The sequence below is a fragment of the Providencia sp. 2023EL-00965 genome (assembly GCF_033550225.1).
Classification (GTDB): domain Bacteria; phylum Pseudomonadota; class Gammaproteobacteria; order Enterobacterales; family Enterobacteriaceae; genus Providencia; species Providencia manganoxydans.
In genome coordinates, this window is record NZ_JAWUEH010000014.1 from 1 (window position 1) to 14,800 (window position 14,800).

12 protein-coding genes, 1 rRNA gene and 1 riboswitch are annotated in these 14,800 nt (G+C 40.4%); of the genes, 3 read left to right on the forward strand and 10 right to left on the reverse strand.

All coding sequences use genetic code 11. From position 1 onward, the window contains the following. The 3 genes from SC428_RS16560 to btuB all read right to left on the reverse strand — a co-directional run. Positions 1–122 (reverse strand): 16S ribosomal RNA (locus SC428_RS16560); the annotation flags it as partial. Positions 123–678: 556 nt separating this feature from the next. Then, a complete protein-coding gene (gene murI / locus SC428_RS16565; protein ID WP_070927476.1) occupies positions 679–1,545 on the reverse strand; it encodes a glutamate racemase in 867 nt (288 codons plus the stop codon). Beyond that, complete coding sequence (btuB, locus tag SC428_RS16570; protein WP_318708922.1) at positions 1,490–3,370, reverse strand: TonB-dependent vitamin B12 receptor BtuB; 1,881 nt, start codon at positions 3,368–3,370, stop codon at positions 1,490–1,492. The genes murI and btuB overlap by 56 nt, the downstream gene beginning before the upstream one ends. A 76-nt stretch (positions 3,371–3,446) precedes the next feature. Continuing rightward, a riboswitch (cobalamin riboswitch) is annotated at positions 3,447–3,569 on the reverse strand. Positions 3,570–3,653: 84 nt separating this feature from the next. Here btuB and trmA point away from each other — a divergent pair. Beyond that, entirely contained in the window at positions 3,654–4,751 is a 1,098-nt protein-coding gene (gene trmA, locus SC428_RS16575; protein ID WP_318708925.1) for a tRNA (uridine(54)-C5)-methyltransferase TrmA, read from the forward strand. A 131-nt stretch (positions 4,752–4,882) separates the two neighbouring features. On the opposite strand, the gene SC428_RS16580 is transcribed toward trmA, so the two are convergent. Then, positions 4,883–5,272 carry a YijD family membrane protein gene (locus tag SC428_RS16580; RefSeq protein WP_070927472.1) on the reverse strand — a complete coding sequence of 130 codons (390 nt, stop codon included), beginning with the start codon at positions 5,270–5,272 and terminating at the stop codon, positions 4,883–4,885. A 15-nt stretch (positions 5,273–5,287) separates the two neighbouring features. Further along, a complete protein-coding gene (gene fabR, locus SC428_RS16585; RefSeq protein WP_070927470.1) occupies positions 5,288–5,944 on the reverse strand; it encodes an HTH-type transcriptional repressor FabR in 657 nt (218 codons plus the stop codon). Between the two features lie 505 nt (positions 5,945–6,449). Between fabR and sthA the strand changes: the two genes are divergently transcribed. Next, on the forward strand, positions 6,450–7,847 hold the full coding sequence (gene sthA / locus SC428_RS16590) for a Si-specific NAD(P)(+) transhydrogenase (protein WP_283126821.1): 1,398 nt from the start codon (positions 6,450–6,452) through the stop codon (positions 7,845–7,847). Positions 7,848–7,904: 57 nt separating this feature from the next. On the opposite strand, the gene oxyR is transcribed toward sthA, so the two are convergent. Beyond that, on the reverse strand, positions 7,905–8,810 hold the full coding sequence (gene oxyR, locus SC428_RS16595; RefSeq protein WP_283126820.1) for a DNA-binding transcriptional regulator OxyR: 906 nt from the start codon (positions 8,808–8,810) through the stop codon (positions 7,905–7,907). Positions 8,811–9,573: 763 nt separating this feature from the next. Between oxyR and SC428_RS16600 the strand changes: the two genes are divergently transcribed. After that, positions 9,574–9,906: a pilus assembly protein gene (locus SC428_RS16600; RefSeq protein WP_070927464.1), complete on the forward strand. Its 333-nt coding sequence runs from the start codon at positions 9,574–9,576 to the stop codon at positions 9,904–9,906. A gap of 169 nt (positions 9,907–10,075) precedes the next feature. On the opposite strand, the gene argH is transcribed toward SC428_RS16600, so the two are convergent. The 4 genes from argH to argC all read right to left on the reverse strand — a co-directional run bounded on the left by argH (position 10,076) and on the right by argC (position 14,706). Next, a complete protein-coding gene (argH, locus tag SC428_RS16605) occupies positions 10,076–11,452 on the reverse strand; it encodes an argininosuccinate lyase (RefSeq protein WP_318708931.1) in 1,377 nt (458 codons plus the stop codon). 135 nt (positions 11,453–11,587) lie between these two features. Then, positions 11,588–12,808: an argininosuccinate synthase gene (locus SC428_RS16610; RefSeq protein WP_318708933.1), complete on the reverse strand. Its 1,221-nt coding sequence runs from the start codon at positions 12,806–12,808 to the stop codon at positions 11,588–11,590. A 78-nt stretch (positions 12,809–12,886) separates the two neighbouring features. Next, on the reverse strand, positions 12,887–13,663 hold the full coding sequence (gene argB, locus SC428_RS16615) for an acetylglutamate kinase (RefSeq protein WP_070927458.1): 777 nt from the start codon (positions 13,661–13,663) through the stop codon (positions 12,887–12,889). Positions 13,664–13,701: 38 nt separating this feature from the next. After that, positions 13,702–14,706 carry an N-acetyl-gamma-glutamyl-phosphate reductase gene (gene argC, locus SC428_RS16620; protein ID WP_283126819.1) on the reverse strand — a complete coding sequence of 335 codons (1,005 nt, stop codon included), beginning with the start codon at positions 14,704–14,706 and terminating at the stop codon, positions 13,702–13,704. Positions 14,707–14,800: the final 94 nt, after the last annotated feature.

Consider the following 14,800-nt stretch of genomic DNA (forward strand, 5'->3'; position numbering starts at 1 on the left):
TACATTACTCACCCGTCCGCCGCTCGTCAGCGAGAAGCAAGCTTCTCCTGTTACCGCTCGACTTGCATGTGTTAGGCCTGCCGCCAGCGTTCAATCTGAGCCATGATCAAACTCTTCAATTAAAAGTGTTTGATGCTCAAAGAATGTCTTACTGACCGTAACGTTCTTTTGTTCGGCTAACTTTGTCAGCTGCACATCGCCTCACCTCGCCGTACCTAAGTACTGTCTCGGCTCATCGCTGCTTGCTTTCGCGTTATCCTTCCAAAATAAGCGTTACTACCTTATTTCATATATATGAATTAACGTGTTAGTCACTCTTCAAGACTTTAAAATCAAATATTTTTTTGATAGTGTCTTGTGAGTGCCCACACAGATTGCCTGATAAATTGTTAAAGAGCGTTGCGACTTTATCTTTCGATATTAACCGTTTAGGTCGTTGTCGCGAGGTGGCGTATAATACGCTTTCCTCATCGAGAGTCAAGCTTTTTTTCGCTTATTCTTTTCAGAATCTCTCGCTGCCTTCGTGATGCCTTTTGGGTTATCCCCTTTGGGCTTGCCATCACATTTCGTGTCGGCTCATCGTCGGTCAGTGGAGGCGCATTATAGGGAGTCAGGAAAATCACGCAACCCCTTTTTTGCATTTTTTTTCTGTTTGCTCAGCATTCCATCAAATTTGAGTTAAATCGCTAGTTTTTCCAGCGAATCAAACCCTTCACCAGCTAATACTGGCTGTAATGCTTGCGCTTCATCGTTCATTAATAAGCAATATGCAAAGTCTTTTTCTTCACTTGAAGTTGTCTCGTCTGCTTGATTGCTGATCAACCAAACTGTACGCCTTGCAATTGCAGCTCCTGAATCAATAAATCTTGTACCACTCGCTAACACCTGTTCAAGTTCTTCAACAAGTAATGGGAAATGAGTGCACCCTAAAATTACGGTATCAGGTGGTTCCGGCATTCTTAGCCATGGTTTCACTGCATTTGCAACTTCAGTTAATGGTATTTTTTCACCATGGAGTTTTCTTTCTGCTAGTTGTACAAGATCTGATGAACCAAGTGAAATTACCTTACAATCCGTTGCAAATCGCGCTATTAACTCTTTTGTATACTCACGATTCACCGTGCCTTTTGTTGCCAACAGTCCTACGACACCATTTCGGGTTAACTTAGTTGCAGGCTTAATCGCTGGCACGACTCCCACAATTGGAAAGGAAAAATGGGCTCTTAAGTTTGGTAAGCTGATCGTACTCGCCGTATTACAGGCAATGATGGTGATCGTCAAAGCATGTTTCTTTGCCACGGCATCTACAATCTGATACACCCTGCCGATAATAAACTCTTCACTTTTTTCACCATAAGGAAATGCTTCATTATCGAATACATATATATAGTGAGCATTAGGAAGTAATTTTTTAACTTCACGGTAAACAGATAACCCGCCCACTCCTGAGTCAAATACAAGAATGGTCGGGCGAATAGATAGATTGTGATTAGAAGTTGTAGGTTCCTGTAAGGAAATATTCTCTTCCAGCGGTGCGATAACCATACGCGGTCTCATAGTCTTTATCTAACATGTTAGCTATTTTACCACGAATTGTGAGATGTGAAGTGAACGGATATGCAGCTGTGATATCCCAAACGCTATATCCGCCTACTTTTAAACGATTTCCTAATGCATCAACATCATAACGCTGTCCCACATATTGATAAGTAATTCCCATATCCATCTGATACATAGTCCAATCAAGCTGATATTTTACTTGCTGCTTTGCTCTTCTTAGCAAAACTTGATCCGTATCTTTATTTCTAGGGTCAATATATTGGTAAGTTAACTGATGTTGGAAAATGCCCGTTTCTATTTCCCCAATCCATTCAATTCCTTTGATTTTCGCTTTATCTATATTTTCGTAGGTAGAAATTGGGTAACCATATTTATATGTAATTAGATTATCAATATCATTATGATAAGCATTGAATTGCCATAATAGTGGGCCCGTTACGCCTTCTAAACCCATTTCCCATTGTTGGCTTTTTTCTGGTTTAAGATTTGGATTACCAAGTGTCGTTCCCCATTCCGAGGAGGAATTCGCATACAACTGCCCTAGATTAGGGGCTTTATACGCTGTGGCATAAGAACCAATAATTTTATATCCATCATAAAATTCCCAACTGAGTCCTGATTGCCATGTCGTGTGCCAATCAAATTCAGAATGATGGTCTGCGCGTACCGCTGCTTCAGCTGTAACAGAGTTAATTGGAGCATATTGGCCGGTTAAATATAACCCTGTTGTCTTTACCGATTCTTTTTTATTCGCCATAGCAGTGCCTGGTTCAATATTTTGATATTGATAATCAACACCACCACTAATATTTCCTTTATCTAAGCGATAGCTATTACCCCATTGCAAATTATATTGCTGGGATTCATCTAAGCTGGAAAATTGACTATATTGTCCATGACGCGGGTCATAATTATAGTCTTTCACCCGACTATAGTTTCCCATTAAAGAGCTGGAGTAATTGCCCTGTTGATATTTTATGCCGGTTTCATAGGTACGGCTATAAAGCTTACGCGTATCAACAAGTGATACCCCATCGTCATAACTATCATAGTTTGCTCTATTATCGTAACCATAAGCACGCGCGTAAGCTAATACCTCAGATGAAAACTGATGTTCCACTCCTAACCATAATGTTTTATTAAGAAAACCATCTTTATCAGGCTGTGGATGCATGCCAGTCATCCCTCTAGCTTCTACATCAAACCCTGTTGTGTGGGTATAAGCACCCGCTGCGGTTACAGTTGTATTGTCGCCAATTTTCTGTTGAGTTGAACCGTTATAATTTTGATAACCATATGAACCAATTCCAGCATTCAATGTTGTTCCATCATTATCACGGCGAGTAATGATATTCACCACGCCACCAACAGCATCTGAACCATAAACAGCAGATCTCGCACCGCGAATATATTCAATTTTTTGGACTAATGAGATAGGAATTTGGCTCAGATCAGATGACCCAGATATTCCTGCTTGGTTTAACCGTACACCATCAATTAAAACCAAAACATGGCGGGATTCTGTTCCCCTGATAAATAAAGAACTTTGTTGTCCCATACCACCACTTTGTGAGATATCGACACCGGGTAGTCGTCGCAATACATCAACCACGGTATTAGATTGCCAATGATCAATTTCTTCACGTGTGACTACAGTTACAGGCGCTAATATCGATGAAATCGGTTGTTCAAAACGGTTAGCTGTCACCACCATTTCGTCAGATTGATTTTTTGCATTTGCCAGAGAGGAAATACCACACAACACTGCCACAGCAGCAACCGAAAACGGTAGCAACTTATTATTATTCATTATGATAACACCCGGAAAATCAATTAAATTAAAATTCCGCGAGGCTGAATATAAGATCCGCGCAAATATTCAACAAAGCGAGGTAAAGGTTGTGGGCAGGTATCGGACTTTTACCGTTGCGCGTCAGTTTTGGACTCACACCAAATTCCCTGCTCACTCTGCATATTATCCTATGAGGAATCGTAATTGGTGTCTACGGATGGATAATGAAAACTGGACATCTTCAGCGCATTCCCTACAATTTCGCTCCTGATCTGAATTTTACTGTTTTATGGAGCCAAGCATGCCAAATTCCTTACATATTGAAGACTACGAGCAGCAACTCGCAGAAAAAACTGATCGTTTAAAGGCTATGATGGCTCCTTTTAACGCACCTGAACCTGAAATTTTTTCATCGCCAAAATCCCATTACCGAATGCGTGCAGAGTTTCGAGTGTGGCATGACGGTGATGACCTGTTTCACATCATGTTTGATAAAGAAACAAAAGAGCGCATTCGAATTGATCAATTTCCTGTCGCAAGTCAGCTCATTAATCATTTTATGGCAAAAATCTTGCCACTAATAAAAGAAAATGAGCTGCTACGCCATAAATTATTTCAGATTGATTACCTTTCAACACTAAGCAATAAACTTATCGTTTCTTTGCTATATCATAAGAAATTAGGCGATGAATGGATTGAAGCTGCTAAGCAATTAAAAGAAAAACTCACTAATGAAGGTTTCGATCTTCAGCTTATCGGCCGTGCATCAAAAACAAAAATTATGTTAGATAATGATTATGTTGATGAGTGTTTGACAATAAACGGTCGCAAGATGATTTATCGCCAAGTAGAAAATAGTTTTACTCAACCGAATGCACAAGTGAACGTTAAGATGCTAGAGTGGGCTATTGCTGCGACAAAAAATTCGACGGGTGATCTACTAGAGCTTTATTGTGGTAATGGTAATTTTTCATTAGCGTTAGCGCAAAACTTTGAACGGGTACTTGCCACTGAAATTGCCAAGCCTTCTGTCACAGCAGCGCAATACAATATCGCAGCTAACCACATTAATAATGTACAAATTATCCGAATGTCAGCTGAAGATTTTACCCAAGCCATGCGCGGTGTACGTGAATTCAAACGACTTGACGGTATCAATCTTAGCGATTACCAATGTAATACAATTTTTGTTGATCCTCCGCGCAGTGGTTTAGATGACAAAACAGTCAAATTAGTACAAGAATATGACAATATTCTCTATATTTCCTGCAACCCAGAAACCTTGTGCGACAATTTAGCTGTTTTAAATGAAACTCATGTAGTGAAAAAGCTAGCGTTGTTTGATCAATTTCCTTACACCCATCATATGGAAAGCGGTGTTTTACTGACTCGCCGTTAATTGTTTAATTTGTACTCTAAAAAATTCAAGTTGTCGTCAGGTAGTCATGTGAAATATAACGAGTATAGATAAACAAACGCCGCAATGTTTTACATTACGGCGTTTTCTATTAAGCTAATTTTTTAACCAAATTAAACTTCAGCTTCATTTTCAGCAGCCAGTTCCTGCTGTTCTTTTTTGCGTGTTTTCCAGCTTGTATATAACCACAAAGCTAGTGCAACAATAATGGTTGCAGGAATAAAGTTAGAACCCACTTCTGGGTGCTGCACACGCAGGATCGCAGCGTACGCAAATAAACCTAAAAAGAAATTACCCACGACAAATTTAGGTAACCCCATTGGCATTGCATGATGTAAGTAACGCTGGTGTAGGCTATAAATTGCTAATATTAAAGTAATAATCGGAAATATAGAAAACTCTACTAAGGAGTTAAACAGAGCAGAGAAAGTTCCGTGAGTCGATAAGCCAACCACTAGTGCGAGTAGTAATGTGCTTTTCTCATAGCGATTGTGTTCCGTCATTGATTCTCCTTTATATTATTTAGTGAGGTCGGGGTCAGTTTGATTTTGTTTTTCTTGTTCACGGCGGTACCAGTAATATGCGCCTTTCGCGATCATACGTAGCTGTAACACTAACCGTTCTTCCAGATGCTGTCTTTTTTCCTCATCGATATCTAGAGCTTCAGCACCTGCGCTAAAAACGATGGTGACCATGGATTCTGCTTGTAGCTCAGTAAAATGTCGTGGCATACGGCTTTCTTGTTCAAGGTAATCGGCAAGTTCTGCGATAAAGTGTTGAATTTCCCGTGCTACCGCAGCACGAAACTCAGCAGAAGTTCCAGAGCGCTCACGTAATAATAACCTAAACGCATTAGGGTTATTACCTATAAACTCCATAAAAGTCGAGATTGATGTGCGGATCACACTACCGCCTTTTGCAATGCGCTGACGCGCTTGGCGCATGAGTTGACGTAACATCAAGCCACTTTCATCAACCATCGTCAGCCCTAATTCATCAACATCTTTGAAATGGCGATAAAATGAAGTGGGTGCGATACCAGCCTCACGTGCAACTTCACGCAAGCTTAGGCTTGTAAAACTACGTTCTGCACTTAATTGGCTAAATGCGGCTTCAATGAGCGAACGACGAGTTTTTTCTTTCTGTTTTGCTCTAACGCCAATAATATTGCTCACGGTGATCCTGATTTCTATGTCATTAAACAGCCATTGATACACTCTAAATAATTCAAAGTGCAGCTACGTGATCAGTGAATGAATCGCTAGGATCATATATAAGTCTATAATCAGTAGCGAGTGAACAACGTTCACCCCATTCTTCACAAAAAGCACTACAACTTGAATTATATGTCGAGTATATCAAAATAATAAAACTTCAGCTCCACTACCATTTAGCATACCTGAAATTTATTAGCCTGTTTGAGTGAAAAGGCGATTTGACCTACAGATTACTGTTTTTCAGACTTTGACCAAATCATTTTTCGGCAATTTTTTACTTTTTTATCAATTAACTGTGTTTTGTTTTACTATGGTTGAATTTGTAAGACATGTCCCCAAAAAGCTTGAAGTTATTTAACATTCAAATCAGCATAATTTCAAAGGTGAGCGGTAAAGCGAGTAAATAATCGACGGATATGCTAACATCATGTTGTCATTTTGTTTTTAGAGCAGGTCTTACCTCATGCAACACATCCATTTTGATGCAATTGTCATTGGTTCCGGACCTGGCGGAGAAGGCGCCGCCATGGGGCTAGTGAAACAAGGGAAAAACGTCGCCGTCATTGAACGCTATAACAGTGTAGGCGGTGGTTGTACCCACTGGGGAACTATCCCTTCAAAAGCACTTCGCCACGCCGTTAGCCGAATTATCGAATTTAACCAAAATCCACTCTACAGTGATAATTCACGCTCCTTACGTTCCTCGTTCTCTGAAATTCTTCAGCATGCTGAAAGTGTCATTAGTCAACAAACACGTATGCGCCAAGGTTTTTATGAACGTAATGGTTGCCAAATGTTCTCTGGCGAAGCAACATTCATTGATGAAAAACATGTTAGCGTACGCTACGCCGATGGTAGCTGTGATGTTCTTAGTGCAGACAATATCGTGATCGCAACAGGCTCTCGTCCTTATTGCCCATCTGATGTTGATTTCAGTCACTCACGTATCTACAACAGCGACACGATCCTGAATTTAACTCACGAACCGCGCCACGTAATTATCTATGGTGCTGGCGTGATCGGTTGTGAATACGCCTCTATCTTTCGAGGCTTAGGTGTCAAAGTTGATTTAATTAATACACGTGATCACCTACTTGCTTTCTTAGATCAAGAAATGTCAGATGCGCTTTCTTATCACTTCTGGAATAGTGGTGTCGTTATTCGTCATAATGAAGAATATGAGAAAATTGAAGGTGTTCCTGATGGCGTTATTGTTCACTTGAAATCAGGTAAAAAGGTGAAAGCTGACTGTTTGCTGTATGCCAACGGACGAACAGGTAATACTGATACACTCGGCTTAGCCAATGTTGGTATCGAAGCAGATGGCCGTGGGCTGATCAAAGTTGATAAAGCTTACCGAACTTCCAATGAAAATATTTATGCAGTTGGTGATGTTATCGGCTATCCAAGCCTTGCTTCTGCGGCTTATGACCAAGGACGCATCGCTGCACGAGCAATCACTGAAGGCTTAGGCAATGCTCACCTCGTTGAAGATATACCAACTGGCATTTATACCATTCCTGAAATTAGCTCTGTTGGTAAAACAGAACAGCAATTAACTGCAATGAAGATCCCATACGAAGTGGGCCGTGCTCAATTTAAACATTTAGCACGCGCACAAATTGCAGGTATGAATGTGGGTAGTTTGAAAATTCTATTCCATCGTGAAACTTTGCAAATTTTGGGTATTCACTGCTTTGGTGAAAGAGCCGCAGAAATTATTCACATTGGGCAAGCTATTATGGAGCAAAAAGGGGAAGGAAATACGATTGAGTATTTTGTGAACACTACGTTCAACTACCCGACAATGGCGGAAGCCTTCCGTGTAGCTGCATTGAATGGTTTAAATCGTCTTTTCTAAACTTCAATGACCATATTGCTGGGGGTCACCCAGCAATATGTCAATATACCAAGTCAATTACATTTTCTTTCTATAATAACTAGTCATTAGATTATAAATAGCTTCTGCTAGCTGCTCATAGCGACCACGTAAAGGTGAGCCAGGGCGGTAAACAAGTACGACTGTACGCTTAGGTTCAGGATGGATACAATTTAAGTAGCATACCCCGTCACGACATGCCTCGTTGGGTACAGCTAAATCAGGCAATAATGTTATTCCACTGCCTGCTGCAACCATATTCCTCAATGTTTCTAAGCTAGTAGCGCGGAAATGTGTATCTTCTTTAGCGCCTGCTTGAAAGCAAAAGCCCATCGCTTGGTCACGCAGACAATGCCCATCTTCCAACATTAATAATTTTTCACCCGATAACTCGCTCATATCAATCGTATTACGATCACGCCATGAGTGTCCTTCATAAATGGCAAGTTTCATCGGCTCTTCAAATAATGGCACAACAATAAAAGGATCAGTTTCTTTGACTTGAGCCAAAATTGCGCAATCAAGTTTACCGCTATCAAGCTGAGCTAATAACTGTTGGGTTTGTGCTTCATGTAAATAAATTTCCAGTTTAGGAAATAATTTATGTAACTCAGGAATAATTAATGGCAGTAAATATGGAGCAATTGTTGGGATCAAACCAATATGCAAAGGCCCCGACATACTCTCCCCTTGTAAAGCAGCCATTTCTTGTAAGACTTTAATTTCTCTTAAAATCGTTCTGGCTTGCTCAACAAGCAATAAACCTTGCTGAGTGAATAAAACTTTACGACTGGTTCTTTCCAACAACATGACGCCAAGTTCTTCTTCTAGCTTACGTATTTGGCCACTCAATGTTGGTTGGCTCACGTGGCAAGAGTCAGCTGCACGGCGAAAATGTTTATGTTCAGCCAATGCCACTAGATATTCCAGATCGCGAATGTTCATTTTGCAGCCCTTATCTTTTATTAATATAAATTGCCAATCAGTATAGCAGGTTTCTGATGCTTTTAACTATCAATTAGAGTTAAATGTTCGAAATTACCTCGTAATTAGTACGTTACGTCGACAATAGGCCTACTTTTTATATGAATTAGCATAGTCATCATACCTTGGTGAAAGGTACGGTAACAAGAAGTATAGCGAATATATTAAAATTCATGGCAAAATAATATACACATAGAACACACGGCATCTTTTATTTATATCTAAATAATAATAACTACTTATCGATAAGTAAAATATCTTCCAACTCCTAAATAAACGAATGAGGCTATAGGACATAGTTTAAATTTAATAATAAAAAACACAGTGTAACATTCAGATACATTATGTTTATCTTATTCATTGGTTTATTAGTTTTCATTAAAAACAAATTGGCAACAGTTATATTTACCCTAGCTAAACGAATTAAAAAAGCCGTATGCCGATTCGAAAATAACAGCATATAAAACCACCAAAAGACATACTGATAGCAACATTAGACACTATGGGCGCATGTGTAAGTGTTATTTTTAGGATCATAACCCAAATAATGCTTAATAGAGGCAGAGCTTAAATACAAATATAACGAATTTTTTAATATATTCCCTCACATTTTCTTTTTAAAATTAACACTCAAAATAAATTTATATCTATATAATCCATTTCGTCAAATACTGAAGGAATAATACAAATCCTTATTACAGAAATAATATATAGGTCTAATGTTATGAATAAGAAAAAAATCATTTCCGCTCTGTCATTTGTTTTGTTAACAGCATCATTATTTTCTACAAACGTACAAGCAAATATAGGTCATGAAAAAATCACATTTAAAGCTGCGATTGTATTTCCTCCGTGCAGCTATAACGTTGCTAATAACGGCGCTAATTTGAATTGCTTTGATGGCGGTACGAGCACTATAAAAACGTCAAATATTCATAATATCCAACAGAGTCAACCAACTGGCTGGCAACAACTTGAGAATAATAGAGGGGTTTATCAATTTCAATGGACAAACAAAGCAAAAAATTTAGCAATGCTCTCAGTAGAATACCTTTAAAAAACACTGAAAATGCAGAATGTGATGAGTCACTATAAATCAACAGCGAGATTGTTTTGTGGAAAACAGATAAAAATGAAATATATTTAAACGTTAACGCGTATACTCGTGGAATTGGGGGCAGAATTCTCTCCCCCCCATGTTTAACTTATTCAATGCTAAAATAACATTATAACCCTAAACGAATTTTAGCTTCTGTAATTGCCTTTTGGACTTGTCCCTTAGATACCCCACCTTTTGCAAGCCGTTTATCTAAGCATGATTGCAATGATAAAATTTCATAGACATCCAATTGGATGGTGTCACTGAATTTTTGCAAATCACTCAAAGCCATCTCTTCTAGTGCCTTACCTTGAGCGATAGCTGCAACCACTGCTTCGCCAACAATATGATGCGCCTCGCGGAATGGAACACCTTTTGCTACAAGATAATCAGCGAGCTCTGTCGCATTTGCATAACCTTGTTTTGCCGCGTCTTCACAACGCCCACGTCGGATTTGAATGCCATCAAGCACTAAAACAGCCATATGCATACAATCTAACCATGTATCAAGTGCATCAAAGAGACCTTCTTTATCTTCTTGCATATCTTTATTGTATGCCAGTGGTAGGCCTTTAAGGGTCATCATCATACCTGTCAATGCACCCTGTACCCGTCCACATTTACCGCGGATCAATTCTAAGGCATCTGGGTTTTTCTTTTGCGGCATCAATGAAGAGCCTGAGGTGACTTTATCTGATAATTCGACAAAACCGGCTTCACCACTGTTAAAGAAGATTAAATCTTCAGCAAAACGTGATAAATGTACCATGCCAATACTGGCATCAGATAATAGTTCAAGGACATGATCCCTATCGGATACCGTATCGAGACTATTACGTGTGGCAGCAGAGAACCCTAACCAATCCGCTAACTGTTCGCGGTCAATATCATAAGCAGTGCCAGCTAATGCGCCACAACCTAATGGGCTCACATCTAAACGTTTCAATGTATCTTTTAAACGGCTTTCATCACGCGCAAGCATCTCACTGTAAGCTAAGCACCAATGTGCAAAAGTGACTGGCTGTGCACGTTGCAAATGAGTGTATCCAGGCATCACCGCATCTTGATTATTTTCAGCCGTGATAACCAAGGCTTTTTGCAGCTCCGAAACCGCCTCTAATAACAAAGCAACCTGATCTTTACACCATAGTTTTAAATCGGTTGCTACTTGGTCGTTGCGACTACGGCCGGTATGCAGTTTTTTTCCTAAATCACCAACTTTATCAATCAGTTTTCCTTCAACCCAACTATGAATATCTTCAGCGTCACTTTGCAGAATACTTTCAGGGTTATCTTGAACCTCTTGTAATAATTCATTCAATGCCTGTTCTAAAGATTGCTGCTCCGCCGCTGATAGCACTCCAACAGTGACCAACGCTTTTGACCATGCAACCGAACCAATAATGTCTTGCTGTGCTAAGCGATAATCAAAGCGCAATGAATCATTAAATTGTTTAAACCGCTGATCGGCTTCTTGACTAAAACGTCCACCCCAAAGTGCCATAATTGATCCCTATCTGATTGATAAAATATACTCTTCATCCATTAAGCTACAGGGATGTTGACTACCTGCAACTTGAATTATTTAGAGTATATATGTCGTACCCGGCAGCCTACCGCTGCCGGGAAAATACTAAAACTATTTCGCTTTATTCTGTTCCTTCAACGCACGAATACGTGAAGACAGTGAATATAGACGGATAAAACCACCAGCATGGCTGTGATCATAAACTTCATCTTCACCGAATGTAGCGAACTCTTCAGAATACAGGCTCTTATCCGCTTTCTTCTGAATTGCCGTCACTTGCCCTTTATACAATTTCAATACCACTTCACCCGTCACATCTTGCGCTAAAGATTCTGCCGCAGCTTGTAGAGATTGACGTAAAGGTGCAAACCAACGACCGTCATAAACCACATAAGACATTTCTAGACCTAATTGCTCACGCCATTTAAAGCTATCACGATCCAGAACCAGCTGCTCAATGCCACGCAGAGCAGCCATCATGATGGTTCCCCCTGGGGTTTCATAACAACCACGTGATTTCATGCCGACTAAACGGTTTTCAACAATATCAATACGGCCCACACCATGCTTCGCACCCAGTACGTTCAGAGTCTCAAGGCAACCCAGTGGTGACAGCGCTTTACCATTAACAAAAACGACTTCACCTTGTTTCACACCAACGGTGACTAATTCAGCTTCATCTGGTGCATCTTTTGGATCAACCGTCCACACCCAGCAGTCCTGATTAGCCGCATTCCATGTGCTTTCTAATACACCCCCTTCCGTTGAGATGTGCCATGCGTTTTCATCACGGCTATAAATTTTCTCAAGGCTTGCTGTCGTTGGGATATTACGCTCTTTTAAGTAATCAAGAAGCGCTTCACGAGAACGTAAATCCCACTCACGCCATGGCGCAACCACTTTTAATTGAGGTGCTAACGCAGTGTATGTACTTTCAAAACGAACTTGGTCGTTGCCTTTACCTGTTGCGCCATGAGCAACAGCATCAGCACCCACTTTCAATGCAATTTCAACTTGCGCTTTAGCAATAATTGGGCGCGCCATTGACGTCCCTAATAGGTAGCTACCTTCATAAAGAGCGCCTGTTTTTAATACTGGGTAAATATATTCTTTGATAAATTCTTCGCGCAGATCGACGACATAGCATTCAGATGCCCCTGATTGCAGCGCTTTTTGTTCAACACCAACCAGATCTTCTCTGTCTTGCCCAACATCAGCAACGAATGCAACTACTTCACAATCATCATAGTTTTCTTTTAACCATGGAATAATTGCTGATGTATCTAAACCACCTGAGTACGCTAATACAATTTTTTTGATGCCCTTTTTCATAACTTATCTATCCCGATTCCGCTTAATTAAGAGTTCATTTGTTTATTTGATTAGCAAAGCTAACCACATGCATCTCACTTACGATGCTAAAATTCGAGTTCCGATGGAGGTACCATTAAATAGTGCAGGTAATTGCTCCGCATGACGCCAACTCGCAATATCAACGGGTCGCTGTAAGGTGGTTGCTGCATCAAGTGCCGCATTGACTTTTACAATCATGCCGTCGGTAATAATGCCTTGTTCAATTAATTTCTGAGCTTTCTCCGTCGTCATTTCATCAATTTTTTGGCCTTTACCATCAAGAATGCCGCTCACATCAGACAATAGAACTAAATCTGCATTCAATGCCTGTGCAATCGCTGTAGCCGCTTGGTCTGCATTGACGTTCATTAATAAACCATCCGATGTCACACCAATTGAACTGATAATTGGTAAATAATCTGCATCTAATAGTAATTGCAGTAATTTCGCATTGCCCGGTTTCGCACTGCCAACATGACCTAGTTCATCATTAAGTTGAGTCACTACCGCACTTTGCCCATCACCTAATGATAGACCAACCGCTTGTAGCTGGTATTTAGTTGCCCACGCCAATAATGTTTTATTAGCAGTCCCCGCTAATGCCCCAGTAATGATGTCAATTTGATCTGCTGGGGTGACGCGTAGCCCTTGCTTTTTAACTACCGGTAATTGCAATTTCTGCATTAACTCATCAACTAAGCAGCCACCACCATGCACAATGACTAATGGTCTTTGATGCGACTGACGATAAGTTTGCAATGCCGTAAACAGCCTCTCTAGCGCTTCTTCGCTGTCGAGTAATACACCACCCAATTTAATCACTAATGGTTGCATGGGGTTGATCCTTAATAAGTTCATTGACCGTGATGGCACTAAAATAATGATTGTGTTTCATTAAAATCGAAACGAATATTCATGCATTGCACTGCCTGTGCAGCTGCGCCTTTTAATAAATTGTCTTCTGTACCCACTAATATCAGATGTTCACCTTTTAGCACAAAGCCGATATCACAAAATGGTGTACCAACCACAGATTTTAGTGCCGGAACGCCTTTGTCATATAAACGCACCAACGGCTTACCCTGATAGGCATCTTTAAATACTTGACGAATTTGCTCATCAGTTACCCCTGCTTTCACCTTACAAGTGATCGTGGCAAGAATACCGCGAGCAAAATTACCTAAATGTGGAGTGAAAATGACTTCACGACCTAAATGCGTTGCAATTTCGGGTTGGTGACGGTGAGTAAAAATGCCATAAGGCTGCAAACTCACCTCACAAAAACTATTAGTCATGGAAGCTTTGCGCCCCGCACCTGAAACACCACTGGTTGCATTAATGACGGGCCACATTTGTTCATCAAGTAATTTAGCCTCAATCAGTGGTTTAAGCGCTAGCTGAGAAACCGTTGGATAGCACCCCGGTACCGCGATCAACTGGGCTTGACGAATTTTATCAGCCTGCCATTCTGCAAGGCCGTAAACGGCTTGATCTAACCATTTACTGTTTGTATGTTCAAAACCATAGTATTGTGGATAGAAAGCAGCATCTTGAACACGATAGGCGCCTGATAAATCAAACACGACACAACCCGCCTCTAAAAATTGAGGGGCGATGTCATGGCTCACTTCATGAGCCGTTGCAAGAAATACGACATCAACGCCTTGTGCTACTGCTGCAACATCGGTCAATGGTTGCACTGGAATATCGATGATGCCTTTATACTGGGGATGTAAATCAGAGAAGCATTTACCTGCATCAGCACTTTGCGCTGACACCATCAACCCTTGAAGATTTATTTCAGGATGACGTTGCAGATAAGCCGCTAATTCCGCTCCAGTATAGCCACTGGCCCCGATAATGAGTGTGTTCAACATATACTTTCTACCTTGTACTCGTGACCCAAACAGTTTAATGTGTATTTTTATTCAAATAAAGTGCATGAATATTGATACTATTATGGATAAAGGC

Excerpts from the sequence above, each read along its gene's own strand:
- argB (WP_070927458.1), bottom strand. The coding sequence starts at position 13,663 with ATGCAACCATTAGTGATTAAATTGGGTGGTGTATTACTCGACAGCGAA.
- btuB (WP_318708922.1), bottom strand. The coding sequence starts at position 3,370 with ATGAATAATAATAAGTTGCTACCGTTTTCGGTTGCTGCTGTGGCAGTG.
- oxyR (WP_283126820.1), bottom strand. The coding sequence starts at position 8,810 with ATGAACATTCGCGATCTGGAATATCTAGTGGCATTGGCTGAACATAAA.
- sthA (WP_283126821.1), top strand. The coding sequence starts at position 6,450 with ATGCAACACATCCATTTTGATGCAATTGTCATTGGTTCCGGACCTGGC.
- SC428_RS16580 (WP_070927472.1), bottom strand. The coding sequence starts at position 5,272 with ATGACGGAACACAATCGCTATGAGAAAAGCACATTACTACTCGCACTA.
- SC428_RS16600 (WP_070927464.1), top strand. The coding sequence starts at position 9,574 with ATGAATAAGAAAAAAATCATTTCCGCTCTGTCATTTGTTTTGTTAACA.
- argC (WP_283126819.1), bottom strand. The coding sequence starts at position 14,706 with ATGTTGAACACACTCATTATCGGGGCCAGTGGCTATACTGGAGCGGAA.
- murI (WP_070927476.1), bottom strand. The coding sequence starts at position 1,545 with ATGGTTATCGCACCGCTGGAAGAGAATATTTCCTTACAGGAACCTACA.
- argH (WP_318708931.1), bottom strand. The coding sequence starts at position 11,452 with ATGGCACTTTGGGGTGGACGTTTTAGTCAAGAAGCCGATCAGCGGTTT.
- SC428_RS16610 (WP_318708933.1), bottom strand. The coding sequence starts at position 12,808 with ATGAAAAAGGGCATCAAAAAAATTGTATTAGCGTACTCAGGTGGTTTA.
- trmA (WP_318708925.1), top strand. The coding sequence starts at position 3,654 with ATGCCAAATTCCTTACATATTGAAGACTACGAGCAGCAACTCGCAGAA.